At 63.0% G+C, this 24870-nt stretch carries 22 protein-coding genes; 13 read left to right on the top strand and 9 right to left on the bottom strand.

Annotation, left to right across the window (positions count from 1 at the left end; translation table 11 throughout):
* The first annotated feature begins 32 nt into the window (after positions 1–32).
* Entirely contained in the window at positions 33–1019 is a 987-nt protein-coding gene (locus tag H6979_10995; protein ID MCP5140375.1) for a hypothetical protein, read from the top strand.
* A complete protein-coding gene (locus H6979_10990; GenBank protein ID MCP5140374.1) occupies positions 1003–1767 on the top strand; it encodes a hypothetical protein in 765 nt (254 codons plus the stop codon). The genes H6979_10995 and H6979_10990 overlap by 17 nt, the downstream gene beginning before the upstream one ends.
* Here the strand turns inward: H6979_10990 and rfaD are convergent.
* The 3 genes from rfaD to glnE are packed head-to-tail and all read right to left on the bottom strand — an operon-like array spanning position 1757 to position 5867.
* Positions 1757–2710, bottom strand: a complete 954-nt coding sequence (gene rfaD / locus H6979_10985; protein MCP5140373.1) for an ADP-glyceromanno-heptose 6-epimerase — start codon at positions 2708–2710, stop codon at positions 1757–1759. The two genes, H6979_10990 and rfaD, sit on opposite strands and share 11 nt — an antisense overlap.
* 8 nt (positions 2711–2718) lie before the next feature.
* Complete coding sequence (locus H6979_10980) at positions 2719–2925, bottom strand: zinc-finger domain-containing protein (protein MCP5140372.1); 207 nt, start codon at positions 2923–2925, stop codon at positions 2719–2721.
* Positions 2922–5867 (bottom strand): bifunctional [glutamate--ammonia ligase]-adenylyl-L-tyrosine phosphorylase/[glutamate--ammonia-ligase] adenylyltransferase, encoded by a 2946-nt coding sequence (gene glnE, locus H6979_10975; protein ID MCP5140371.1) that lies wholly within the window; start codon positions 5865–5867, stop codon positions 2922–2924. The genes H6979_10980 and glnE overlap by 4 nt, the downstream gene beginning before the upstream one ends.
* Positions 5868–5893: 26 nt before the next feature.
* Here glnE and H6979_10970 point away from each other — a divergent pair, with 26 nt between their 5' ends.
* A complete protein-coding gene (locus H6979_10970) occupies positions 5894–6607 on the top strand; it encodes an alpha/beta fold hydrolase (protein MCP5140370.1) in 714 nt (237 codons plus the stop codon).
* Between the two features lie 42 nt (positions 6608–6649).
* Here H6979_10970 and tal read toward each other — a convergent pair whose 3' ends face one another.
* From tal to groES, 4 genes are all read right to left on the bottom strand, one after another.
* Positions 6650–7606 carry a transaldolase gene (gene tal, locus H6979_10965; protein MCP5140369.1) on the bottom strand — a complete coding sequence of 319 codons (957 nt, stop codon included), beginning with the start codon at positions 7604–7606 and terminating at the stop codon, positions 6650–6652.
* A 198-nt stretch (positions 7607–7804) separates the two neighbouring features.
* On the bottom strand, positions 7805–9028 hold the full coding sequence (locus H6979_10960) for a PD40 domain-containing protein (GenBank protein ID MCP5140368.1): 1224 nt from the start codon (positions 9026–9028) through the stop codon (positions 7805–7807).
* Between the two features lie 302 nt (positions 9029–9330).
* Positions 9331–10971, bottom strand: coding sequence for a chaperonin GroEL (gene groL, locus H6979_10955; GenBank protein MCP5140367.1), 1641 nt, complete (start codon positions 10969–10971; stop codon positions 9331–9333).
* Positions 10972–11007: 36 nt separating this feature from the next.
* Positions 11008–11298: a co-chaperone GroES gene (gene groES / locus H6979_10950; protein MCP5140366.1), complete on the bottom strand. Its 291-nt coding sequence runs from the start codon at positions 11296–11298 to the stop codon at positions 11008–11010.
* Positions 11299–11533: 235 nt separating this feature from the next.
* Between groES and dsbD the strand changes: the two genes are divergently transcribed.
* The 10 genes from dsbD to purD all read left to right on the top strand — a co-directional run bounded on the left by dsbD (position 11534) and on the right by purD (position 22662).
* The gene (gene dsbD, locus H6979_10945; protein ID MCP5140365.1) at positions 11534–13840 is read left to right on the top strand and encodes a protein-disulfide reductase DsbD; all 2307 of its coding nucleotides are present in this window, start codon (positions 11534–11536) and stop codon (positions 13838–13840) included.
* Between the two features lie 3 nt (positions 13841–13843).
* Positions 13844–14479: a TlpA family protein disulfide reductase gene (locus tag H6979_10940; protein MCP5140364.1), complete on the top strand. Its 636-nt coding sequence runs from the start codon at positions 13844–13846 to the stop codon at positions 14477–14479.
* 81 nt (positions 14480–14560) lie between these two features.
* Positions 14561–15013: a type II 3-dehydroquinate dehydratase gene (gene aroQ, locus H6979_10935; protein MCP5140363.1), complete on the top strand. Its 453-nt coding sequence runs from the start codon at positions 14561–14563 to the stop codon at positions 15011–15013.
* A 10-nt stretch (positions 15014–15023) separates the two neighbouring features.
* Entirely contained in the window at positions 15024–15482 is a 459-nt protein-coding gene (locus H6979_10930) for an acetyl-CoA carboxylase biotin carboxyl carrier protein (GenBank protein ID MCP5140362.1), read from the top strand.
* Positions 15483–15533: 51 nt separating this feature from the next.
* Positions 15534–16874: an acetyl-CoA carboxylase biotin carboxylase subunit gene (accC, locus tag H6979_10925; GenBank protein MCP5140361.1), complete on the top strand. Its 1341-nt coding sequence runs from the start codon at positions 15534–15536 to the stop codon at positions 16872–16874.
* An 18-nt stretch (positions 16875–16892) separates the two neighbouring features.
* Complete coding sequence (gene prmA, locus H6979_10920) at positions 16893–17777, top strand: 50S ribosomal protein L11 methyltransferase (GenBank protein MCP5140360.1); 885 nt, start codon at positions 16893–16895, stop codon at positions 17775–17777.
* A gap of 3 nt (positions 17778–17780) precedes the next feature.
* The gene (locus H6979_10915; GenBank protein MCP5140359.1) at positions 17781–19271 is read left to right on the top strand and encodes a DUF3426 domain-containing protein; all 1491 of its coding nucleotides are present in this window, start codon (positions 17781–17783) and stop codon (positions 19269–19271) included.
* 255 nt (positions 19272–19526) lie between these two features.
* A complete protein-coding gene (gene fis, locus H6979_10910; GenBank protein MCP5140358.1) occupies positions 19527–19769 on the top strand; it encodes a DNA-binding transcriptional regulator Fis in 243 nt (80 codons plus the stop codon).
* 47 nt (positions 19770–19816) lie between these two features.
* The gene (gene purH, locus H6979_10905) at positions 19817–21370 is read left to right on the top strand and encodes a bifunctional phosphoribosylaminoimidazolecarboxamide formyltransferase/IMP cyclohydrolase (GenBank protein ID MCP5140357.1); all 1554 of its coding nucleotides are present in this window, start codon (positions 19817–19819) and stop codon (positions 21368–21370) included.
* A gap of 2 nt (positions 21371–21372) precedes the next feature.
* Positions 21373–22662 carry a phosphoribosylamine--glycine ligase gene (gene purD / locus H6979_10900; protein ID MCP5140356.1) on the top strand — a complete coding sequence of 430 codons (1290 nt, stop codon included), beginning with the start codon at positions 21373–21375 and terminating at the stop codon, positions 22660–22662.
* Between the two features lie 26 nt (positions 22663–22688).
* Here purD and rho read toward each other — a convergent pair whose 3' ends face one another.
* Entirely contained in the window at positions 22689–23945 is a 1257-nt protein-coding gene (gene rho / locus H6979_10895; GenBank protein MCP5140355.1) for a transcription termination factor Rho, read from the bottom strand.
* Between the two features lie 208 nt (positions 23946–24153).
* Positions 24154–24474, bottom strand: coding sequence for a thioredoxin TrxA (gene trxA, locus H6979_10890; protein ID MCP5140354.1), 321 nt, complete (start codon positions 24472–24474; stop codon positions 24154–24156).
* Positions 24475–24870 lie beyond the last annotated feature (396 nt).

Here is a 24870-nt window from a genome sequence, read left to right as displayed (position 1 = left end):
AGGGTCGGGAAACAAACACTCGGGGGAAGATGATGCGATTCTTGAATTGGACAGGTCTTGTCTTGCTCACGGCCTTGCTCGCGGCGTGCGGCGGCTCAAAGGATTCCGCCAGCGGCGGGGCAGCTTCGGGTGGCTTCGGCAACACGCCAAAATCAGCACCTTCCGGCAACGCCACCGCAGAGGAAGTCGCCGAAGAAGCCCGGGGCGACGTGGATTGCCCGGCAGACATCGGCACACCCGCACGCGCCGCGTCCGCGCCGGTCGATGATGTGGTCGGCGTCCGGCCCGGGATGACTTACGAGGAAGCCGCAAACGTCGTGATGTGTACCGGCGACCTGATGGTCGTCACCGCCGATAACTCCCGCGGTTTCAACATGCAGACCTACGGACAAACGATACGGCAGGGATTCAATGCCCGGCCGGCGAAGCCACGTATCGAAAAGACCTCCAAGCAGATCATGCAGGAGATGCAGGACGACATGATCGCGCGCGGCGGCAATGCTGTCCGGCAGGACATGCAGCCCGGCGAGTCCAAATGGTATGTAGGCACCATGGGCCTGCCCGGCCAGGAACGCGTGATCAACGCAGCACGGGAGGAATGGTTTGCAGAGGGCCGTAACCCGACCATGGCCAGTGTCGAGCAGGCACTGCTGAAGAAGTACGGCACGCCGACCCGTAACCAGAAATCCGGCGGCAACATCTATCTCAGCTGGGCCTACGACCCGCTGTCACGCCCGATAACGGAGACCTCGCCGCTCTTCAACCAGTGTTCCGGCAACGCGAGCCCGGACGGCGGCGTGAACCTGTCACCGGATTGCGGAATCGTCGTCGCGGCACAGGTCGTACCCACAACCGACAATCCCGATCTCGCCAGGTACATGCAGGTAGGCGTCGTCAATCAGGCTGGCGGCTACGAGGCCATCACTGCAACCGAGCAGGCTTTGCAGCAGCAGGACAACGAACGCAAGGCGAAGCAGGTGGAAGAAGCCGGGAAGAACGCCGATGCGCCACAGCTCTAGGACTGAAACGATGCGGGGCTGGCTCGGCCTGGTTGCAGCCCTGCTGCTGGTGCAGGGATGCGGCGGGCCCAAGGCGCCGGACTCCGCATCGGGACAGGCCGCCGGCACGGCATCTGCCGATACTGCGCAAGCGCGCGGCGAAAGTGCGGCAGCCCGCCCCGCTGCCGCAGGCCAGGGCGCCTTCGCCAACCGCACTGGAGAACTGGTCAACCCCGACAACAGCACCATGGTCTTTCTCTACTACGACCTCGCCGGGATTCCGCCGCCGATCGACGACTGGGTCGAGAAAGACAGTCGCGTGCAGTACGTGCCGGCGATCGAAAAGGCCGCAAAGCGCGCTGAAGTGAAGGCCGAGCTGGAGTCCGGGGTTGCTGCCGTACGCGGCATCGGCGCGCTGCGTCTGTCGATGAATGCAAACCTGAGCGACTATGACCCCAGCTACGGTGAATTCATGGTGCGCGCACTGGCACCAAGCTCGGTGGTCGAGTTCCCGGCGATGGGCCAGAAAGTTTCGCTCAAGTTCAGCAATGGGCGAACAGCACAGATCTGGAAGGTTCCCGCGGCGGAGGCACAACAGATCCGCGACAAGATCGGTTATGGCGGCAATGTTTCACTCGATGTCGGGCTGAGGATCACCGGCGTGCTGCCTGCTCCCGGTGGCGGCACGATCAGTACCGAAGTTATCGATTACGAGCTGCGGGACAACCGCAGCGGCGCGATGCTGGGCCGGATACAACTTACACAGTAGCCGTTGCAGCCAGAGCGTCCAGGTAACGAGGCACACCCGCTTCTATCGGGATAAAGGCGGCGGAATATCCCGCCGCGTGCAGGCCGGCGAGGTCCGCCTGCGTATAGCTCTGGTAGCTGCCCTGCAGATGGGCCGGAAACGGAATGTAGCTGACACGCCCCCGGCCGTGCCACTTGAGCACCGCGTTGGCAACGTCGTTGAAACTGCGCGCCTGGCCGGTACCCACGTTGAAGATCCCTGACTTGCCACGCTCCAGCGCCCAGAGATTCACCGCGACGATGTCATCGACGTGGATGAAGTCGCGCAACTGCCCACCATCGGCATAGCCATCGCTGCCGGTGAAGAGCCGCACTTCATCGCCCGTCTTCAGCTGCTCATTGAAGTGATGGATGACACTTGCCATCCTGCCCTTGTGCGCTTCGCCCGGCCCGTAGACATTGAAGTAACGCAGACCGACGACCGGCGCACGGAAGCTGACCGTCACCTTCCGGACGTGGCGGTCAAACATCAGCTTCGAGAAAGCGTAAACATTGATGGGTCGTTCGCACTCCTCGCTGACGCGGAACTCGCGCCCCGCACCGTAGACCGACGCCGATGAGGCGTAGATCAGCGGCACCTTGCGCGCCGTCGCGTACTGGAGCACCTGTTTCGAATACTCGTAATTGGCCTGCATCATCAGCAGGCCATCCCACTCGGTGGTATCGGTGCAGGCGCCCTGATGAAAGATGCCCTCGAGCCTTGGTGCGAGGTCCTGCCCCGCCGTAATGCGGGACAGGAAGTCATGCATGTCGAGATAGTCGGCGATCCGGCAATCGGAGAGATTAAGAACCTTGTGCGCATCGCGCAGATCGTCGACGACGAGGATGTCGCTGCGGCCGGCCGCATTGAGTGCGCGAACGAGATTGCTGCCGATGAAGCCGGCGCCGCCGGTCACGACGAGCATGGCCGTTGCTACTTCACGAGCGTGTAGGTGGCGCCACAGTAGGGGCACTTGGCCCGCTCACCGGGCACCAGCGGCAGATAGACGCGCGGGTGGGAATTCCACAGGTACATGCCCGGCATCGGACAGGACAGCGGCAGATCGTCGGCTGTCACCTTGTAGTGATGCTCGGCGTTGGGCTGTATCAACGCGGATTCTTTCGCCGCTCTGGCCGTCATGAGACTTCATCCTGGTTTGCCGGGACGGCAGTATAAAACACGGACTGCCAGAGGCGGGTCACTGTCGCCGCAAGCCCGGCCACCTCCGCATGCGGTATGAGTCCCGAGCGGCCAGCCAGGTTGCGGTGATGAATGTGCCGCCGGTACTCCCGGTAGGTATCGGCCAGCAATTCGGCGTCGGCAGGGGCCAGAATGCCGTGCGCCGCCAGTGCTTCCAGCTGGCGGATATTGTCCGACCAGCGTACGAGATCCGGATAGCGATGCGCCTCACGCAGCACGAGGTACTGCACGAGAAACTCGATATCAGCCACGCCGCCGGGATCCTGCTTCACGTCGAAGCGCTCGTCCGTACCACTGGAAAGCTCCGTGCGCATGCGCTGGCGCATCTCCACAACTTCGGTGGCCAGCTTGTCGCGACGGACATAGCTGGTCAGCGCCCGCACGCGCAGCGCCTCGAAGGCGGCCTTGACGCCGGCATCGCCGGCCACCGCCCGGCTGCGCAACAGCGCCTGGTGCTCCCAGGTCCATGCATCCTGCTGCTGGTACCGATCGAATGCCGCAAGGCTCGACACCATCAGCCCCGACTGCCCGCTCGGCCGCAGCCGGATGTCCACCTCATAGAGCTTGCCCGACGCGGTATGCATGGTCAGGATACTGATGATGCGACGGGTCAGGCGCGCAAAGAACATCGCGTTATCGAGCGGCTGCGCGCCATCGGTCTGCTCCGCGTCACCGGCGGAGTCGTGCAGAAATACCAGATCGAGGTCCGAACCGTAGCCCAGCTCCAGTCCGCCAAGCTTGCCGTAGGCGATGATCGCAAAGTGCGCAGGACGCCGGTTACCGTTCTCCGTACAGCCCGGCTCGCCGTGTCGGTCGGCGAGTTCCCGCCACGCTATCGACAGCGCAGCCTCGAGTACCAGCTCGGCGATATCGGTGAGCCGGTCACTCACTTTCATCAATGGCAGCGTACCGGCCAGATCGACAATCGCCACGCGGAAAGTCGCTGCCTGCTGAAAGTTCAACAGCGCATTGAGCCGCCCCTCCCCGTCGTCTGCAGCAACACGACTCAGTCGCAGTTTCAGATCGGCAGCGAGTTCTTCGCGGCTGGGTGCCGATTCAAAGACCAGCGGATCCAGCAGCTCGTCCAGCAGCAGCGGGTGGGTCGCGACGAGGCGGGAGAGAAATTCGCTGTTGCCGCACAGGGAGACCAGCTTTTCCAGGGCCAGCGGATTTTCGTTGAGCAGGGCGAAATAGGCTGAACGTCGGCCAATCGCCTCGATGATAAGAACCATGCCATCCAGCGCACGCACCGGCTTCGGCTGCTTGCGCGCGTGCATGAGGATGGCCGGTATGAGGGTGTCGAGCCGCTGGCGACCTGGCGTATCAAGACGCGGCAGCAGGCTGCCCTCGCGCAGCCGGCGCAGCTGCTCGGCAATGCCGGCCGGATCGCCGAAGCCCGCTTCTGCCAGCAGCACTTCCTGTTGCTCAAGTGCGGCCTCATCGTTCCACACTTCATCGAGTACGGAGGATGAGGTGCCGGTCGCCGCATCATTTTCTAACGTACTGCTGCTGCCCGCACCGTTGGCGCCACGGAAAACGATTTCGTGGAAATGGAATGCAACGCGGTCCCGCTGGACATCGAGGGCGGCGAGGAATTCTTCCCAGCTCGCCATACCCATCGCAAAAGCCAGGCGCTGCTGATCGGAAGAATCCGCCGGTATGTCGTGTGTCTGCCGGTCGTGCAGCGCCTGCAGACGGTTCTCGGCGAGGCGCAGAAAGCAGTAAGCCGTCGTCAGCTCGGCAGCATCTTCAGCGGGAAGACAGCCGGCCTGCACCAGCTGTGGCAGCGCAACGAGCAGTTGCCGCTCGCGCAGCCCGATAACCGTCCCGCCGCGTACAAGCTGCAGGGCCTGCACGATGAACTCGATCTCGCGTATACCGCCAGGACCGAGCTTGAGGTTGGCGCGGTATTCCTTCTTCTCGACCTCTGCGGCAATCATCGCCTTCATCTCGCGCAGCGAACTGAACACGCCGTAATCCAGGTAGCGGCGGTAGATAAAGGGACGCAGCACATCACGATAGAGCCCGTCGGCGTCATCCCAGCGGTTGACGACGCGCGCCTTGATGTAAGCGTAGCGCTCCCAGTCACGGCCATGCCGCAGCAGGTAGGCTTCAAGTGCAGCCAGGCTCACCGACAGCGGCCCGGCACTGCCAAAGGGCCGCAGCCGCGCATCCACGCGATAGACGAAACCCTCGGCGGTATTGCGGCTCAACAGGTCGATCAGGCGCTGGGCCAGGAAACGGAAGTACTCCTCGTTGCTGATCGAGCGCGGCCCGGTTGTTTCACCGCTGCCCGAGTGCACGAACACGAGGTCTATATCGGAAGAGAAATTCAGCTCGTGGCCACCCAGCTTGCCCATCGCCAGCACACCGAAGCCGCAAGGAGCGCCCTCCTCGGTGCGCGGTTCGCCATAGCGCGCCTGCAGAGTGGTCCGCGCCCAGTCGAGCGCGACGTTGATCGAGGCATCGGCCAGATTCGACAGGTCGCGCAGGGTTTCAGTAACTCCGGCGCTGCCGGCCAGATCACGCCAGATGATCCGCACCAGTTCACGATGACGAAACAGGCGCAGACGACGCTGCAGCTCTTCTTCGTCGGGATCCGGCGGCAAGGTGGCCTGCAGCAGGCTGAGGTAAGCATCAGCCGTGGTCGTGGATTGCAGGCGTTTACTGCCCAGCAGCTCAGCCAGCATGACCGGGTAGCGCACGAGGATATCGGCTGCATAGGGGCTGGCGGTCAGCACGCGCAGCAGTTGCGTGCGCAGTTCGGGATCGTCCGGAAATGCGGCAAGCTCGGGGCTGGCCAGCAGTTGCCCGGTGAGGGTGACGACGCCATCGCGCAAGGGCGACGGGACGGTTTCGAATTCGAATGAGAGCGGATTCATCCGGGCGATATTAGTAGACTTTCGTCATGACGACTTTTGTTCTTGTACACGGCAGCTGGCATGGCAGCTGGTGCTGGCACCGGGTAGTGCCCGAGCTGGTGGCGCTCGGTCATCAGGTGCTGGCGCCGGACCTGCCCGGACATGGCGATGATGCCACGCCGCTCGCACAGCTCACGCTGGCGGCCTACGCGAAATGTGTCACGGCAACAGTGCGCGCCGCTTCCGGGCCGGTGGTGCTTGTCGGCCACAGTTTTGGTGGCATCGTCATCAGCCAGGCCGCGGAGATCGTTCCGGAACGGATCAGCCGGCTCATCTACCTGAGCGCTTTTCTGCCCGCCAACGGCCAATCCCTGTCGCGGCTGGCCACGGCAGACGCTGATAACCCCGTCGCCACCAGCTCGACCATCTCGGCGGACCAGCAGCTGATCCGCCTGGATCTCTCCCGGGTGCAGGAACTGCTCTATGCCGATTGCCCGGAAAGCGATGTCGCGCTCGCCCGGCAGCGCCTGTGCGCCGAGCCCGTCACGCCGTTCATAACACCCGTAAAGATCACTGCCGGGCGGGCCGGCAGCATCCCGCGTACCTATATCGAGTGCCTGAACGACATCGCCATCCCGCTCTGGTTTCAGCGCCGGATGCAGGCCACCGTGCCCTGCGATCCTGTGTACGCCCTGCCGACAGGGCACTCACCGTTCTTTGCCGCACCGGCAGAACTGGCGCGCTTGCTGGGGAACGCCTGACGGGAGGCTACCCTTTACTCCGGTCGAAGAAAGCAGGGTTCTCTATTCGACCAGCGTACTGGCCCACGCCTCAAGCTTCAGGGCATCCTGGTGAAAGGTGCGAATGCCGGCGGCCAACTTGTCAGTCGCCATCGCGTCCTCGTTGTGTGCCCAGCGGAAAGCCTGCTCGTTCATGGTGACCTTCTGCAGGTCGCTCGCCCGAGCTGCAGCGACATTAAGTCTTGCCTCCAGCACGCCTTCGCGCTTCTGCAGTTCAGCGAGCAGGTCAGGCGCAATGGTCAGCAGATCGCAACCAGCCAGGAGGAGGATCTGTCCGATCTTGCGGAAGCTTGCGCCCATGACTTCGGTCTTGTAGTCGAACTTCTTGTAGTAATTGTAAATCTGCGTCACTGAAGCCACACCCGGATCTTCATCCACCGGGATCTCGGCGCCCTTTTCCTTGCGCCAGTAATCGTAGATACGCCCCACGAAAGGCGAAATAAGTGTGACCTTCGCCTCTGCACAGGCAACCGCCTGGGCAAAAGAAAACAGGAGCGTCAGATTGCAGTGGATGCTTTCGCGCTCAAGCAGCTCGGCCGCCTTGATGCCTTCCCAGGTACTGCCGAGCTTGATCAGCACGCGCTCCCTGGCAATCCCGGCTTTCTCGTACATCGCGATCAGCGCACGGGCTTTTGCCACGGAACCCGCCGTATCAAAAGAATAGGCGGCTGGCACTTCGGTGGACACGCGGCCGGGAATGAGCTTCAGGATCTCGACACCGAAGTTGACCGCAAGCCGGTCGGTGAAAGCGGCGGTGCGCTCAGCTGCAGTACCGCTGATCGACTGCGAGTAACGCAGCGCCTCTTCAACCAGGCCACGGTACTCCTGCTGCTGTGCTGCCTTGAACAACAGTGAAGGGTTGGTCGTGGCATCCTGCGGCTTGTACCGGGCAATCTGGCCGATGTCACCGGTGTCGGCAACGATAACGGTATGCGTCTTGAGGGAATCGAGCATCGACATGAGGCGACGCTACCCTTTTTTTCGGCTCCTCACCACCTTTGAATAACGGACTGCGCTCCCATGGGGTCGCGCCACACCGGCAGAGCGTCGCCGGTTTTAGGCGGTGCAAAAAGAAAAAGCCCCGCCATTTCTGGCGGGGCTTTCGGCGTCGAGTCCCGCAGGAGCGGTTTCAGCCGCAATCGGGATTGTCCGTGATCGTTATTTGCCGAGGCGATCACCGTACTCCAGAAGGCCCGGATCCTCGACCCAGCCGGCGGGCCGCTTCGCCCTGGGCGGAATGCTGCCCTTGAAGTTCTCCGGCCCGACGTTGAGCGAGGAGATATCCATCACGAAGGTGTGGATATTGGACATGAAGCCCGAGCCGAGGCTGCGACCAAACAGCGCCTTCTTGCCATCCCAGGAAATGGACACGAAGCCGTCGAAGCCCTTGTTGTAGGTGATCTGCACCGGCTCACCACCGGCAAGATCGTTCATCACGATTTCCCAGTTGTTGCCTTCGAAGACCCGGTCATAAAAGAAATGCTGGCCATCCGGGGCGATGAACGGCGCCCAGTTCATGTCCTTGGTGAAGGTGCGGGGCTGCACGTCCGTGCCATCCGTCGTCATCGTGAAGATGGTCATCGGCGTCTGCTGGTGCTTGCCCGTTGCCTTGTACTCCTCGTTGATCCGCAGCTTGTCGCTGCGCTTCCAGGCGCGGAAGATCAGGTGCTTGCCATCCGGGGTCGGGTACGGCGCGCCTTCCTGCCAGTCGGCGGTAAAGGTCAGCTGCTGCTCGTCGGTACCGTCGATGCGCATCTTCCAGATGTCGAGCTTGCCGTCGATCTGGCGGCCGAAGAACACCCATTTGCCGTCGAGCGAGGTCGTCACCTCGGCTTCGTAGTACTTGTTGTTGGTCAGGCGCTTGATGTCGCCGCCCTTGAGGTCGGAGGTGTAAAGCTCGGCACCCTGGGGATAGTCGGTCTCTTCGGACCAGTTGCCCGGCGGCATTTCCGGGTGGTCACGTGTCGATGTCCAGATCACCCGCTTCCCGTCCGGAAGGACGAACCAGGAGCAGGCGTCCTGGCCCTTGTCATTGATGCGGGTGAGCTCTTCGCCGGTATCCGTATAGGTAAAGGTCAGCGAGCCACCGACCTTGCCCTTCTCCGGCTGGGCCGCCATCGGGTCCTTGGTCTGGGCGATGACGTGGAAGTTGTCCGGGGCATAGTAGGCCTCCGCCGACTCCGGGATGTTGGGAATCATGCGGACCGGCAGTTCCTTCCCGGCCCACTCGGCAGGCGCGGCTTCATTGGGTGACGAGAGGTTCGCGAGATCGGGTGACGTCGCCCTGGCCGCCGGCTCGGCAGCAAGCAGCGGGCCGGCCAGAATGGTGATGAGAGCCGCAGTCCCGGTGGTTGTCCATCGGCTTATCGGGCGGATTCGCATGACATTGGACTCCTTGGTTTTTGTTGTCCTGAGGTGAATCGACCTTGCGGTTCGATGACCGGAATGTAGCGCATATCCGGTCCCATGGCCAAAAGCCGCGGTATCAGCCCCCAACCCCGCCCGAAGCTTCCTGTCAGGCACCGCAGCTTAAACGGGATGAAATGCGCTGAAACGGGGGGGCTTCAGCAGCAAGCCAAGAAGAAAAAAGCCCCGCCATTTCTGGCGGGGCTTCAAGCGTCGTCTCTTGCAGGAGCGGCTCTTGCCGCGATCCGATCGCGCCTGAAGGCGCTCCCACAGGGTCCTTACATGTCCATACCGCCCATGCCGCCCATGCCGCCACCCGGCATCGGCGAACCGGCATCCTTCTTCGGCGCCTCGGCGATCATCGCCTCGGTCGTCAGCAGGAGTCCGGAAACAGAAGCGGCATTCTGCAGCGCATAACGCACCACCTTGGCCGGATCGATGATGCCCATGGCAACCATGTCACCGTATTCACCGGTCGCAGCGTTGTAACCGAAGTTGCCCTTGCCTTCGACAACCTTGTTCAGCACCACGGCGCCATCTTCACCGGCGTTGATGACGATCTGGCGGAGCGGCTCTTCAAGGGCGCGACGCAGGATGCTGATACCGGCATTCTGGTCTTCATTGAGGCCCTTCAGGTCCTTCAGTGCTTCGCGGGCGCGCAGCAGCGCAACGCCACCACCAGGAACCACGCCTTCTTCGACAGCAGCACGCGTGGCGTGCAGCGCGTCTTCGACGCGGGCCTTCTTCTCCTTCATCTCGACCTCGGTCGCAGCACCGACCTTGATCACGGCAACGCCGCCGGAGAGCTTGGCAACGCGCTCCTGCAGCTTCTCGCGATCGTAGTCGGAAGTCGTGGCCTCGATTTCCTTGTTGATCTGGTCAACGCGGGCCTTGATGTCCTTGGACTTGCCGGCGCCGTCGATGATCGTGGTGTTTTCCTTGTCCACGATGACCTTCTTGCACTTGCCCAGATCTTCCAGGCGGGCCTTCTCGAGCGACAGGCCGACTTCTTCGGCGATGACCTGGCCGCCGGTGAGGATGGCCATGTCCTGCAGCATTGCCTTGCGACGATCACCGAAACCCGGCGCCTTCACGGCGCAGACCTTGACGATGCCGCGGATGGTGTTGACCACTAGGGTGGCCAGTGCTTCGCCTTCGACGTCTTCAGCGACGACGAGCAGCGGCTTGCCGGACTTGGCGACGCTTTCGAGCAGCGGGAGCATCTCGCGGATGTTCGAGATCTTCTTGTCGTACAGCAGGATGTAGGGGGCTTCGAGTTCGGCGTTCTGCTCACCCGCATTGTTGATGAAGTACGGGGACAGGTAGCCGCGATCGAACTGCATGCCCTCGACCACGTCGAGCTGGTTTTCCAGGCCGGAACCGTCCTCGACGGTGATCACGCCCTGCTTACCGACCTTGGCCATCGCTTCGGCCAGCGTGTTGCCGATGGACTCGTCGCCGTTTGCCGAGATCGTGCCGACCTGGGCGATCGCCTTGTCATCCTGGCAGCTCTTGGCCAGTTTGCTCAGGCGCTCGACGACAGCAGCAGAAGCCTTGTCGATACCGCGCTTGAGGTCCATCGGATTCATGCCGGCGGCCACTGACTTGAGGCCTTCCTTCAGAATCGACTGGGCCAGCACGGTGGCAGTGGTGGTGCCGTCACCGGCGACATCGGAGGTGTGGGAAGCGACTTCCTTCACCATCTGCGCGCCCATGTTCTGGAACTTGTCTTCGAGTTCGATCTCCTTCGCGACCGACACGCCGTCCTTGGTGACGGTCGGGGCGCCGAAGCTCTTGTCGAGCACCACGTTGCGACCCTTGGGGCCGAGCGTCACCTTGACGGCATCGGCCAGAATGTTGACGCCGGCAAACATGCGTGAGCGGGCGTCATCACTGAAACGTACTTCTTTGGCAGCCATTGATGTATTCCTCTGAATTCCTGGTTGATTCGACGCTTAGCCTTCGATCACGGCCATGATGTCGTCTTCTTTCATGACGAGCAGGTCTTCGCCATCGACTTTGACTTCGGTGCCGCTGTACTTGCCGAACAGCACCTTGTCACCTGCCTTCAGGTCGAGCGCGCGCACTTCGCCATTCTCGAGGATCCGGCCCTTGCCTACGGCAATGACCTTGCCCCGGATGGGCTTTTCGGTGGCCGAGTCGGGGATCACGATGCCACCGGGAGATTTACGCTCCTCTTCGGTGCGCTTGATGATGACTCGATCGTGTAAGGGACGGATTTTCATGGCAAAACTCTCCTCCAATAAGCCGGTGACACGGTGCACCTAAGTCCTCAAGGGACCCGGGACACCAAATTATTCGAATGGATTAGCACTCTCTCGCGGAGAGTGCCAATCATAGGGGCGGTACCGGGGATTTCAAGGGCTGACATAATTCGCGCCCGTGTCGATGGAATCCGTCGCCACCGGATGAGACCGTATCCCATTGGGCGAACGAGCAGATAAAGCGGGCAACAAGCGGATGAAATACCGGATGCCGGAGATATTCCGGCTGGCAATGCTGAGCCTGATTTTGCTCGTCCCCGCGGCGGCGGCCCGGGCGGCCATCGGCCGTGGCAGCGAGGCAGACATCCTCAAGCCCGAACAGGCCTTCCGCTATGTCGCCAGCGCCACCGCCGACGAGGTCATCGTGCGCTGGACGATTGAACCGGCGCATTACCTGTATCGGGAGCGGATGAGCTATGAGAGCCGAACACCGGGGATCACACTGGGAACGGCGTCGATCCCACCGGGAACACCGCACAACGACGAGTACTTCGGCCAGATGCACATATTCAGGGACAGCCTCGAAGTGCGGCTGCCCCTCAGCACCCGGCCAGCGGGTCCCGTCAAGCTGGCGCTGGCGATCAAATCGCAGGGTTGCGCCGATATCGGGCTGTGTTATCCGCCGCAGGTATGGGTGGCCAATGTGGAACTGCCGGCTGCCAGTAGCGCCACAGCATCGCCCGGCAAACTGGGCGCGCTGCTGAACGGCACCCGGCGCGGCAGCAATGATGAGCCGCTGCCGGTAGCGCAGGCCTTCCCGCTGGACGCCGTGCTCGCCGATGACTTCACCCTGCAGATTCACTGGGACATCACAGCCGGCTATTACCTGTACCGGCACACCCTCAAGGCCAGCACCAGCAGCGACAGCGTGCAACTCGGTCCCCCGTCCCTGCCCGACGGCACGCCGATGAACGACGAAACCTGGGGCGATACTTTCGTGTTCGAGCAGCCGGTGACGATGACCGTGCCGCTGATCCGGCGCGGCCCGGCGGCAGCCAGCCTGCCGCTGACCATCGAATATCAGGGCTGCAAGCTCGACAGCATCTGTTATCCGCCACAACGCGTGTCGATCACGCTCCATCTGCCGGAAGTCAGCACCGATACCAGCGGTGTTGCGGCGGCGGCACCGCGGACGGAAGCGGAACAGGACCGGCTGTTCACGCTGATCCGCGACGGCAATCTGCTGGCGGTGATGGCGATGTTTGCCGGGCTCGGACTGCTGCTCTCCTTCACGCCCTGCTGCCTGCCCATGTATCCGATCCTGTCCGGCATCATCGTCGGGCAGAGCGGACGCGGTGACCAAGGCGCCGCAGGCCAACGGAACAGCAGCACGGCGCGGAGCTTCCTGCTGTCGGTCGCATTCGTGCTGGGCATGGCAGTGACCTATACCGCCCTCGGCGCGGTATTCGCGGCCGCAGGCGCCCAGGTACAGGCCATCATGCAGAAGCCAGCGGTGACGATCGGTGTGGCGCTGCTGTTTGTTGCGCTCGCGCTGTCGATGTTCGGACTCTTTGACCTGCAGATCCCGTCTTCATGGCAAACCCGGCTGAACACGATGTCCGGCCGGCAACAGTCGGGCCGGCTGCTGGGCGCCGGCGTCATGGGCATGATCTCCGCGGCGGTCGTCACCACTTGCGTGACGCCACCGCTGGTGGCGGCCCTTACGGTGATTGCGAGAACCGGTGACCTCACGCGCGGTGCGCTCGCGCTCTTTGCACTCGCGATCGGCATGGGTATCCCGCTGCTCGCAATCGGTGCCTCGGCCGGTCACCTGATGCCGAAGACCGGCGCCTGGATGGCATCGGTCAAGGCTGTCTTCGGCCTGATGATGCTGGGCATGGCCGTCTGGATGATGGACCGCCTGTGGCCGGACACGATAACGCTCGCGCTGTGGGGCGTGCTGCTGGTAACTGCCAGCAATCTGCTCGGTACCTTCACGGCGCTGGACGAAAAAGCGACGCTGGCGCGCAAGCTCGGCAAGGGCCTCGGTATCGTCGTATTGCTTTACGGTGCGGCACTGCTGATCGGTGCCTTTGGCGGCAGCAAAGATGCGCTGCGGCCGCTGCAGTTCCTTGGCGGCAGCACACCGGACAGCACGACCGGCAGGGCGGATGAGACTGAATCCCCGGCCTTCACCCGCATCAAGACCGGTGCGGACCTTGATGCGCAGCTGGCGCAGGCCGTCGCCGCCGGGCGGCCGGTGATGCTGGATTTCTATGCCGACTGGTGCGTGTCCTGCAAGGAGCTGGAGAAATACACCTTCCCGGATCCTGCGGTGCGCGAGGCGTTCAGCAGGGCCATCACGCTGCAGGCGGATGTCACCGCAATGGATGCCGACGACCAGGCACTGATGCAGCGCTTTGGCATCATCGGACCGCCGACCATCGTGTTCTTCGATACCGCTGGCACCGAACAGCCGGCAATGCGCGTGGTGGGTTTCATGAAAGCCGACGCCTTCGCCGTACACCTGCACAAGGCCTTTGCCGCACCGGCTGGAGGCTGAGACGTGAGCCCCTTGCGCAAACTGGCAGTCGCCCTGTGGGCTGCGGTGTTCGTGTTCGGCGGGATACTCGCCGGCCGCTACTGGGGACAATCGAACGTACCTCCCGCGGCCTCAACTGCCACTGAACCCCGACCGGCAGTACCCACACCGACGAGGCTGCCGCCGATCACACTCAAGGATCTGCGCGAGCAAAGCCGTTCGCTGACTGATTGGCCGAACCGCACCCTGCTGATCAATTTCTGGGCCACCTGGTGCGCCCCCTGCCGCGAGGAAATGCCGCTGCTCGAGCAACTGCAGCAGTCGATGGATCCGGCAACACTGCAAGTGATCGGCATCGCACTCGACCGGCCGGAGCCGGTGCTGCGCTTTGTCGGTGAGACCGGCATCAGCTACCCGATCCTGCTCGGCGAGGAAGCGGCGACGCACGCCGCCGAACAATTTGGCGAGGCTTTCGTCGGTTTGCCCTTTTCGGTGCTTGCCGCCGCGGACGGTACAATCCTCGCGATCCATACAGGCCAGGTCAGCGCCCGGGATCTGGCCCAGATCGGTACGGTGGCGCAACAACTGGCGACAGGCGAGCTGACACCGGCCGCTGCCCGCGTCATACTGCAGCGCAATCAACAAGCGCCAGCCCGATGAAGGCCGCGATGTTGCACATAATGTCATTCGGCGCAGAAACTCGCTAAACTCGCAGCCATCTCCAGCGATAAAGAGCCAAACATGGCCAGGCTGCTGCTGCTCAACGGCCCCAACCTCAACCTGCTCGGACGCCGTGAACCGCATCTCTACGGCGCCACCACGCTCGCGGACATCGAAAGAGATGCCGCCGCAGCGGCACGGGCTGCCGGGCACCAGCTGGAGGCTTTTCAGACCAACTCGGAAGCCGATCTGGTCGACCGGATCCAGCAGTCGGCCGGCATCGTGGACTTTTTCCTGCTGAATCCCGGCGCCCTGACCCACACCAGTGTCGCGCTGCGCGATGCACTGCTGGCGGTCGGCATTCCGTTTATCGAGATTCACCTCAGCAATGTGCACGCCCGGGAGGAGTTCCGGCGGCATTCCTATGTATCGGACATCGCAGTCGGCGTCATCACAGGCCTCGGCGCGCTGGGCTACCAGCTTGCGCTGCAGGCGGCCTGTGCGCAGCTCGCACGCCCGCCGCAACCCCAGTAGAGGAACATCCATGGATATCCGCAAGGTCAAAAAGCTCATCGAGCTGCTGGAAGAATCCGGCCTCTCTGAACTCGAGATCACCGAAGGCGAAGAGTCGATACGCATCAGTCGCAGCACCACATCCACAGCGGTGCAGTACACCCTGCCACCACAGCCGCCGCCGGCAGCATCAGCCGCCACACCGGTTGCCGGTCGTGCAGCGGGTACCGCGCCGGCCGGTGAAGAGCCGGACGGTCACCGGGTACTGTCACCCATGGTCGGCACCTACTTCGAGGCACCGTCACCGGGTGCCGATCCCTTCGTCAAGATCGGCGACCAGGTACAGGCCGGCGACACCCTGTGCATCATCGAAGCGATGAAAATGATGAACCAGATCGAAGCCGACGTGGCCGGCAAGGTGGTCGCCGCACTCGCCAGGAACGGCGAACCGGTCGAGTTCGGCCAGCCCCTGTTCATCATCGCACCGTAGCTCCGGCCGCACCGTTTTCCGTCGCGCCGCCTCACCCAGGTCAGCCAGCACATGCTCGACAAGGTCGTCATTGCCAACCGCGCCGAGATCGCACTGCGCATCCAGCGCGCCTGCCGTGAGCTCGGCATCAGGACGGTCGCCGTTCATTCGACCGCCGACACCAGCCTGAAGCACGTACTGCTTGCCGACGAGACCGTCTGCATTGGCCCGCCCGCATCGGCCCAGAGCTACCTGAACATGCCGGCGATCATCAGCGCTGCCGAAGTCACCGATGCCGTGGCCATCCATCCGGGTTATGGCTTCTTGTCGGAAAATGCCGACTTTGCCGAGCGCGTGCAGCGCAGCGGCTTTATCTTCATCGGCCCGCCGCCGGATGTGATTCGCCTGATGGGCGACAAGATTTCCGCGAAGGCGGCCATGAAAGCGGCCGGGGTACCGTGTGTACCCGGCTCGGATGGCCCGCTGTCCGATGACCTCGATGAAGTGCAGGCCATGGCACGCTCGATCGGCTATCCGGTGATCATCAAGGCTGCAGCGGGCGGCGGTGGCCGCGGCATGCGCGTGGTGCACAGCGATGCCGCCCTGCCAAATGCGGTGACACTGACACGCACCGAAGCGGCGGCAGCCTTCGGCGACGGCACGGTGTACATGGAGAAGTACCTGGAACACCCGCGCCATATCGAGTTCCAGGTACTCGCCGATGCGCATGGCAACGTCGTCCACCTTTTTGACCGCGATTGCTCGATGCAGAGACGACACCAGAAGGTCATCGAAGAGGCGCCGGCACCCGGTATTTCCGATGAGCTGCGCATGAAGATGGGCGCGAGAGTCGTGCGCGCCTGCCAGGAGATCGGCTACAGGAGCGCCGGCACTTTCGAGTTCCTGTACGAGCACAACGAGTTCTACTTCATCGAAATGAATACGCGGGTGCAGGTCGAGCACCCGGTCACCGAAATGATTACCGGCGTGGATATCGTCAAGGAACAACTGCGTATCGCGGCTGGTGAGCGTCTGTCTTTCAGCCAGGAGGACCTGGCGATACGCGGACACGCCGTCGAGTGCCGCATCAATGCCGAGGATCCGCGAACCTTCATGCCCTCGCCCGGCAAGGTCGAGTTGTGGCATCCGCCAGGCGGGCCCGGCATCCGCGTCGACAGCCATATCTACAGCGGCTACGTGGTGCCGCCGTTCTACGATTCGCTGATCGCCAAGGTGATCGCCTATGGCGAAAACCGTGACACCGCCATCGCGCGCATGGGCATTGCCCTGTCCGAGATGGTTGTGGAGGGCATCAGGACCAATATCCCCCTGCATGTGGACCTGTGCCAGGATGCTGCATTCCGGGCCGGCGGCACGGATATCCACTATCTGGAAAAACGTCTGCGCCTCTGATGCGCATATACGATGTCCATGCCCGACAGCTGGCTGCAGGCGCAACTCGAGGTTCCGCGCGACGCCATCGCCGGCGCTGAAGCACTGCTGGAAGCGCTGGGCGCACTGGTCAGCTGGACCGAGTCAGCCAATGATGAAGAGATACTGGAGCCTGCGCCCGGTGCGATACCCCTGTGGCCCGAAGTCCGCATTACGGCCTTGTTTCCTCCTGATACATCCCGCACCGGTCTTGCTGCAGCCCTGAAGACCGGTCTCGGCATGGAAACCCGCGAAGTCGGCTTCAGCGTGGTTCAGGACCGCGACTGGGACGCTGACTGGCGCCGGCAGCTCAAACCGCTGCGCTTCGGCAAACAGCTGTGGATATGCCCGGTCGGGCAGGCCTGCCCTGCCACTGATGGCATCAGCGTGATCCTCGAGCCGGGGCTCGCCTTCGGTACCGGCACCCACCCCACCACCGCAATGTGCCTTGCCTGGCTCGACGGCATACCACTCGCCGGCAAGCGGGTGCTCGACTACGGCTGCGGCTCGGGGATTCTGGCCATCGCTGCCCTGGCGCTTGGCGCCGAGCGCTGCGTGGGGATCGATATCGACCCGCAGGCACTGCTGGCAAGCCGCGACAATGCGCTGAGAAACGCCTGCAGCGAACGGCTCACGCTCGGCAAGCCGGCCGACGGCCCGACCGAAACCTGTGCCGTGATCGTGGCCAATATCCTCTCCGGCCCGCTGGTCCGGCTCGCGCCCCGGTTGCGGCATTACGCCGCCCCGGGGACCCGCATCGCATTGAGCGGTATCCTTGGCGCACAGTCCGCCGAAGTCGTGGCCGCCTTCCGGCCGTGGGTGCAGCTGGAACTGACGGCACAACAGGACGACTGGGTACTGCTGACAGGATGCGTGGCTGACTAGCTTATGTTTACCACCTGCAAGGAGTGCGGCACGGTTTTCCGGGTAAGTCCCGCGGAGCTTCGCGTGGCGGAGGGCCAGGTGCGCTGCGGGCATTGTTCCGCCACCTTCAATGCGCTCGCGACACTCACCGACGAGCCGCCACCCACCACCATCCTGCCGCAACTGCAGGTACCGCCACACCTTGTGCGCGAAGCGGCGATTGAACCGGAGTCAGAACTCGAGCCCGAACCAGAACCGGAACCGGAACCGGAACCAGAACCGGAACCGGAACCGGAACCAGAACCAGAACTCGAGCCCGAACCAGAACCAGAACTTGAGCCCGAACTTGAGCCGGAACCGGAATTCGAGGCAGCGACGGGGCCCGCGCCTGAACCTGCACTTGAACCCGAGCCAGAACCTGAACCGGATTCAGAGCCGGAGCCGGACATGTCCGCGCTGGATTCTGTCATCACCAGCGATGCTGTTCTGGAATTCAATGTCCCCGAGGACAACTGGTCGGAGTTTTTTGTCGAGGCCGCCGAGCTGCAGGCGCTGCCGCCCATCGTTGCCATACCGTCGCCAGACCCGGACAACGACGAAGTCGAAGGCGCGCCCGAAGCCGGCGCGGAACCGGCTTCTGCTCAGGTACCCGACACAGGCCCGGACACAGCGTCGATCAATTATGTGCCGGAAGACTGGCAGGAATTGCTTGACGAGGTGCCCGATGAGGCTGACGAAGCCCCCGTGTACCGCATCGATACTGACGCCGCGGACACCGCCCCCCTGCTCACACCGGCGTCCGGACCGGCATCTGTCGCTGATCCATCCATCGAGGCCCTGGACAGCGTGGACGAAAACGAAGGGGATCGTGGTGATTCACCCACCACATCGTCCGACGCAGCGGAGCCGCTGGCTGAACCGCTGCTGATGGGGCGCCCCCTTGAATGGCAGCCCCGCTTTGAACTGCCTGAAACACCGCCTCGCCGTCAGCGGTTTTTCGGGCTGGGCGCGGCCATTCTGGCACTGGCCCTTGTGCTGCAGCTCATTCATTACCAGCGCGATGATCTTGCGGCGCGACCCGCGCTGTACCGGCCCCTCACACGTATCTATGGCGCACTGAATCTGTCGTTGCTGCCCAACTGGAATCTGCATGCCTTTGAAGTGCGGGGTTCAGAGGCGGTAGCCGGCGCAACAAGCCGCGGTGCGCTCGATGTACTCGCGCGTATCGCCATTGTCGGCTCCGAGCCCGTGGGACTGCCGATGGTGCGCATCACGCTGCGTGACCGTTTTTCGAAATCATTGGGCAGTCGCGTGTTCAGTCCCGATGAATATCTCGATGGCATTTCGCCGCCCGCGGAACTGCTCACCCCGGGCTATCTGATTCCGGTCAGGATCAGCCTGCGCGATCCCGGTACAGACGCATTTGGCTACGAGGTGGACGTCTGTGTGCTCTACCGTCGTGAAGGACTGGTCTGTCAACTGGAACGCGATCAGAAAGCACCTTTCACGCGCTAGCGGCGACAGCGACGTGCTATGATCGCTCCCCCCGCGCACCGTCGAAAACATTTTTTATACGCCGTTGCGCCGCGGACTCACCTGATGAAGACCAGGCGTGTGGTGAGCACGCATGAATAATTCAGATGCTTTGGCCACCATGCCCGCGGGCGGTGGCCGAAGACAGTCTCCAGGAGTATTCGAGCGGTGGCCAAGAAGACGCGCGGCAAGAGTCCCGCAAAAAAACATGTCCCGGCCCGTAACGGCGCCACAGTGGTGCGCGTCAAGAACCGGCCGCTGCGTGACCTCACCGAAGAGGCACTGCAGTGTTACTTCAGTGATCTCAACGGTCACCGTCCCGGTGATCTTTACGAGCTGGTACTTGGCGAGATTGAAACGCCACTGTTCAAGACCGTGCTCGACTACACCGGCGGCAACCAGAGTGTCGCAGCGGAAATTCTCGGCATCAACCGCGCGACCTTGCGCAAGAAGCTGCGTCAGTACGAACTGCTGGACTGATTCCACTACTCCACCGCTTTTACTCTTAACCCAGCCCAGGCAGCCTCATGCCCCGTTGCACCAGAGCCCTGATCAGCGTTTCTGACAAAGCTGGCGTCGTGCCACTCGCCACCCGTCTGCACCGACTCGGGATCGAGATCCTTTCCACCGGCGGCACCGCCGTCGCACTGCGGGAGGCCGGGATTCCGGTCACGGATGTCGCTGATATCACTGGCTTTCCCGAGATCATGGACGGGCGCGTCAAGACCCTGCACCCCCTGATCCACGGCGGCCTGCTGAACCGCGGCGAGACCGATGCCACGGTGATGGCGGAGCACGGCATCAAGGGTATCGATCTGCTGGTGGTCAATCTCTACCCCTTCGAGGCCACCACCAGCCGCCCCGGCTGCACACGCGAAGACGCCATCGAGAACATCGACATCGGCGGGCCGGCGATGATTCGCGGTGCAGCCAAGAACCAGGATTTCGTCGCGGTGCTGGTGGATCCCGCCGATTACGAGCGCGTACTTGGCGAACTCGAGACCGGCGGCAGCGTATCGACGACGACCCGGCGTTATCTCGCCCGCAAGGCTTTCGCGCACACCGCCACCTACGATGCGGCGGTGTGGAGCTGGCTGCGTGCGGCCGATGAAGACCGCGAGTTGCCAACGCGCTACCCGATCGGCCTGCGGCTGCGCGAGACCCTGCGCTATGGTGAGAATCCGCATCAGCGCGCCGGTCTCTATACGCTGGCCGGCGGCACTGGCGATACCGTCGTCGGCGCAGAACTGCATCAGGGCAAGGCGCTTTCCTTCAACAATCTCGCCGACGCCGATGCCGCGCTTGAATGTGTACGGCCACTGCCAGTGCCCGCGTGCGTGATCGTGAAGCACGCCAACCCCTGCGGGGTCGGGCTCGGCACTTCGGCCGCCGCAGCCTACGAAAAGGCCTACGTAACCGATCCGACTTCAGCCTTCGGCGGCATCATTGCCTTCAACACTGAAGTCGACGGCGCGCTGGCGACAACCATCATTGAGCGGCAGTTCGTTGAAGTGCTGCTCGCGACCGCTTTCACGCCCGAGGCACTCGCTGCCCTCGCCCGCAAACCGAACATCCGCGTACTCGCCACCGGCACCCTGCACACGAGCCGGCCGCCGGCACTGCGTGTCGAGCAGATCGAGGGCGGCATGCTGGTGCAGGACAACGATGTCGCGACACTGTCAGCCGATGCGCTGCGCGTCGTCAGCAGACGTCAACCGACGGCGGCGGAGCTTGCCGATGCACGTCTCGCCTGGTCGCTGGTGCGCTTCGTGAAGTCCAACGCCATCCTGTTCGTGCGCGATCAGGCGACGATCGGCATCGGTGCCGGGCAGATGAGCCGCGTCATGAGCGTCCGCATCGCGGCCTGGAAGGCCGAGGAGGCTGGCCTCAGGACCGCCGGCTGCGTGATGGCTTCCGACGCCTTCTTTCCGTTCCGCGATGGCATCGACCTCGCCGCCAGCTTCGGCATCCGCACCATCATCCACCCCGGCGGCTCGATGCGCGACGCAGAAGTGATCGCCGCAGCAGATGAACACGACATCGCGATGATCTTCACCGGCATGCGGCACTTCAGGCACTGAGCATGAAGGTCCTCGTGGTCGGTGGCGGCGGACGCGAACATGCGCTGGCATGGAAGCTGGCCCAGTCGAAACTCGTGGAGTCGGTCATCGTCGCACCAGGGAACGCCGGCACCGCACTGGAGCCCGGTGTGCGCAACGTACCCGTTGCAGCTGACGACATTGAGGGACTGCTCAAGCTCGCGCGCGAGGAACACGTGGGCCTCACCGTCGTGGGGCCGGAAGCGCCGCTCGCTGCGGGTATCGCTGATCGCTTCTGGAGCGCCGGCCAGCGCTGCTTCGGGCCGCGTCGCCAGGCGGCACGGCTGGAAAGCTCCAAGAACTTCGCCAAGGAGTTCATGGTCCGCCACGGCATCCCCACCGCGCATCACGCCTCGTTTACCGAACTCGACAAGGCGCTGGCTTACATCGGGAAAGTCGGCGCACCGATCGTCGTGAAGGCGGACGGCCTTGCGGCCGGCAAGGGCGTGGTGGTCGCACACTCGGTCGAAGAGGCCGAACAGGCCGTGAAGGCCATGCTCGGCGAAGGCAGCTTCGGTGATGCCGGCGCCTGCGTGGTGATCGAGGAATTTCTGGAAGGCGAGGAAGCCAGCTTCATCGCCATGGTCGGCGTGGACGGCGCAATACTGCCGCTCGCCACCTCGCAGGACCACAAGGCCCGCGACGATGGCGATCGCGGCCCCAACACCGGTGGCATGGGCGCCTATTCGCCGGCACCGGTCGTCACCGATGAAATCGCCGCGCGCGTGATGAACCAGGTGATCCGGCCGGTGGTCGAGGGCATGCAAAAGGATGGCGTGCGCTACACCGGCTTCCTGTATGCCGGCCTGATGATCAGGCCCGACGGCTCGCTGAAGGTGCTGGAGTTCAACTGCCGCTTCGGCGATCCGGAAACCCAGCCCATCCTGTTCCGGCTCAGATCGGATCTGCTTTCGCTCATCGAAGCTGCACTCGACGGCGATCTCGGCAAAGCCAAAGCCGAGTGGGATCCGCGTCCGACCGTCGGCGTCGTCATGGCTGCCGCCGGCTATCCGGACAAGTATCGAAGCGGCGACCCGATCAGCGGATTGCCGACCACGCCTTCCGCCGATTCCAAGGTCTTTCACGCCGGCACCGGCTTCAACACCGAAAACCGGATCGTCACCCGCGGCGGCCGCGTGCTTTGCGTAGTCGGCACCGGCGACACGGTAAGCGCAGCACAAGAGATCGCCTACGCACTGGTCGACCGGATTCACTGGGACGGCGCCTTCTGCCGCAGGGATATTGCCTACCGCGCCATCGCGCGCGGCTTGTAGACGGCCCGCCCTGTCGCCTGACTCGCCTAGCGCTTCATCGAATCGAAGAAATCCACGTTCTTCTTGGTGTCCTGCATCTTCGAGAGCAGGAATTCCACAGCCGCGAGTTCGTCCATCGGATGCAGGACCTTGCGCAGGATCCACATCTTCTGCAGTTCTTCGGGCTGGGTGAGCAGCTCTTCGCGGCGCGTGCCGGAACGGTTGATGTTGATGGCCGGGAAAATCCGCTTCTCGGCGATACGGCGATCGAGATGGATCTCCATGTTGCCGGTGCCCTTGAATTCCTCGTAGATCACGTCGTCCATCTTGGAGCCGGTGTCGATCAGCGCGGTGGCGAGAATGGTGAGGCTGCCGCCTTCCTCGATGTTGCGCGCCGCACCGAAGAAGCGCTTGGGGCGGTGCAGGGCGTTGGCATCCACGCCGCCGGTCAGCACCTTGCCGGATGAAGGCACCACGGTGTTGTAGGCACGCGCCAGGCGCGTGATCGAATCAAGAAGGATGACGACGTCTTTCTTGTGCTCGACCAGCCGCTTGGCCTTCTCGATCACCATCTCCGCCACCTGGACGTGCCGGCTTGCCGGCTCGTCGAAGGTGCTGGAAACAACCTCGCCACGCACGCTGCGCTCCCACTCCGTGACCTCTTCCGGCCGCTCGTCGATGAGCAGCACGATCAGGTAGGTCTCGGGGTGATTGGAGGTGATGGCGAGGGCGATATTCTGCAGCAGCATGGTCTTGCCGGCTTTCGGCGGCGAGACGATCAGGCCGCGCTGGCCTTTGCCGATCGGTGCGACGAGGTCGATGATGCGCGCGGTCAGGTCCTCGGTACTGCCATTGCCCTGCTCGAGCCCGAGCCGGCTCTTCGGAAACAGCGGCTTGAGGTTCTCGAACAGCACCTTGTTGCGTGCATTCTCGGGCGCATCGAAATTGATCTCGCTGACCTTGAGGAGCGCGAAATAACGCTCACTTTCCTTGGGCGGGCGGATCAGTCCCGAAACGGTATCGCCGGTACGCAGGTTGAAGCGCCGGATCTGGCTGGGCGAGACATAGATATCGTCCGGGCCGGCCAGGTAGGAGCTGTCGGAGGAACGCAGGAAGCCGAAGCCGTCCTGCAGGATTTCGAGTACGCCGGCGGCGAAGATGTTCTCGCCACTCTGGGCATGCGCCTTGAGGACTTCGAAGATGATGTCCTGCTTGCGCGAGCGCGCCATGCCTTCCAGACCCATCGACTCGGCCAGCGCGACGAGTTCGCCGGGCGGCTTGGTCTTGAGCTCGTTGAGGTCCATCAGGTTCTGGCCGGTCTCCAGCTGGCTCTTGGCGATCACCTCGTCTTCCGAGAAGGAGACCACTTCCTCATGCCCCTGACGCCGGCGCGGTGGCATGGAGTGCTTCTTGTTCATGTCGTCGTTACGGTTGCGGGGGCCGTTGTTGCCACCGCCGCCCTTGGGACGATTACGCGCTGAATTACCCAGATAACCTCTCATTTACAAATACTCACAAATTCGCCTGAAGCAGTTTGCTCAACTGCTCTTTGGACAACATGCCCACGTGCTGTGCCTCGACAACACCCCCCTTGAAAAGCATCAGTGTCGGGATGCTCCGTATGCCGTACTTCATGGCCGTACTCTGACTGGCTTCGACATCGACCTTGGCGACCGTCAGGCGATCACCGTATTCGGCAGCGATCTGCTCGAGGATTGGCGCGATCATCTTGCAGGGACCGCACCACTCCGCCCAGAAATCAACCAGGACGGGACGGTCGGACTGCAGAACCTGTGTGGCGAAACTGTCGTCGGAAACGTGCTCTATGCTCATGATCCTCTGGTGCTCGTAGTGTGATGGCGGGATGAAAGAATCCGGAATTGGCTGAATCTGCCTTGCTTGCGCCTGTCGGTCGCCTAGCGTGAATCGAAAGTTGCGGGGTACCCATTGGCGCGATCAGCGCCATCTGTTGCCCAGTACCGGGGTTGTACAGGAGGTCTTCCGGACCTCCGAAAACGCTTCATCGTGAAGCTTCTGTGAAGCGCGGGACCGGATAGGGCACAATCCCGTGTGTAGAAGCGTTCCCGCGAGCTTCCTGCTTATGCCGTCAAAGGGCAGCTCAAAAAGGGGTTTAACGAGTCGCTAATCAGTCGCGGCCCGGGCGGGCGCTTCAACAGGCACGCGGCGACTGGGTCAATTTGAACCTGTCCGGCCGGCTTTTGCAAGTGG

Source organism: Chromatiales bacterium, assembly GCA_024234935.1.
In the GTDB taxonomy this organism is placed as follows: Bacteria; Pseudomonadota; Gammaproteobacteria; order Steroidobacterales.
The sequence above is the reverse complement of the archived record's forward strand: the minus strand, read 5'-3'. Positions and strand labels throughout refer to the sequence as shown.

Bases quoted from the DNA above. Each gene is read 5' to 3' on its own strand.
- groL (MCP5140367.1), bottom strand. From the start codon at position 10,971: ATGGCTGCCAAAGAAGTACGTTTCAGTGATGACGCCCGCTCACGCATG.
- H6979_10930 (MCP5140362.1), top strand. From the start codon at position 15,024: ATGGATATCCGCAAGGTCAAAAAGCTCATCGAGCTGCTGGAAGAATCC.
- dsbD (MCP5140365.1), top strand. From the start codon at position 11,534: ATGAAATACCGGATGCCGGAGATATTCCGGCTGGCAATGCTGAGCCTG.
- accC (MCP5140361.1), top strand. From the start codon at position 15,534: ATGCTCGACAAGGTCGTCATTGCCAACCGCGCCGAGATCGCACTGCGC.
- purH (MCP5140357.1), top strand. From the start codon at position 19,817: ATGCCCCGTTGCACCAGAGCCCTGATCAGCGTTTCTGACAAAGCTGGC.
- H6979_10970 (MCP5140370.1), top strand. From the start codon at position 5,894: ATGACGACTTTTGTTCTTGTACACGGCAGCTGGCATGGCAGCTGGTGC.
- trxA (MCP5140354.1), bottom strand. From the start codon at position 24,474: ATGAGCATAGAGCACGTTTCCGACGACAGTTTCGCCACACAGGTTCTG.
- H6979_10960 (MCP5140368.1), bottom strand. From the start codon at position 9,028: ATGCGAATCCGCCCGATAAGCCGATGGACAACCACCGGGACTGCGGCT.
- aroQ (MCP5140363.1), top strand. From the start codon at position 14,561: ATGGCCAGGCTGCTGCTGCTCAACGGCCCCAACCTCAACCTGCTCGGA.
- H6979_10990 (MCP5140374.1), top strand. From the start codon at position 1,003: ATGCGCCACAGCTCTAGGACTGAAACGATGCGGGGCTGGCTCGGCCTG.
- H6979_10915 (MCP5140359.1), top strand. From the start codon at position 17,781: ATGTTTACCACCTGCAAGGAGTGCGGCACGGTTTTCCGGGTAAGTCCC.
- H6979_10980 (MCP5140372.1), bottom strand. From the start codon at position 2,925: ATGACGGCCAGAGCGGCGAAAGAATCCGCGTTGATACAGCCCAACGCC.
- H6979_10995 (MCP5140375.1), top strand. From the start codon at position 33: ATGCGATTCTTGAATTGGACAGGTCTTGTCTTGCTCACGGCCTTGCTC.
- tal (MCP5140369.1), bottom strand. From the start codon at position 7,606: ATGTCGATGCTCGATTCCCTCAAGACGCATACCGTTATCGTTGCCGAC.
- glnE (MCP5140371.1), bottom strand. From the start codon at position 5,867: ATGAATCCGCTCTCATTCGAATTCGAAACCGTCCCGTCGCCCTTGCGC.
- rfaD (MCP5140373.1), bottom strand. From the start codon at position 2,710: ATGCTCGTCGTGACCGGCGGCGCCGGCTTCATCGGCAGCAATCTCGTT.
- groES (MCP5140366.1), bottom strand. From the start codon at position 11,298: ATGAAAATCCGTCCCTTACACGATCGAGTCATCATCAAGCGCACCGAA.
- prmA (MCP5140360.1), top strand. From the start codon at position 16,893: ATGCCCGACAGCTGGCTGCAGGCGCAACTCGAGGTTCCGCGCGACGCC.
- purD (MCP5140356.1), top strand. From the start codon at position 21,373: ATGAAGGTCCTCGTGGTCGGTGGCGGCGGACGCGAACATGCGCTGGCA.
- rho (MCP5140355.1), bottom strand. From the start codon at position 23,945: ATGGACCTCAACGAGCTCAAGACCAAGCCGCCCGGCGAACTCGTCGCG.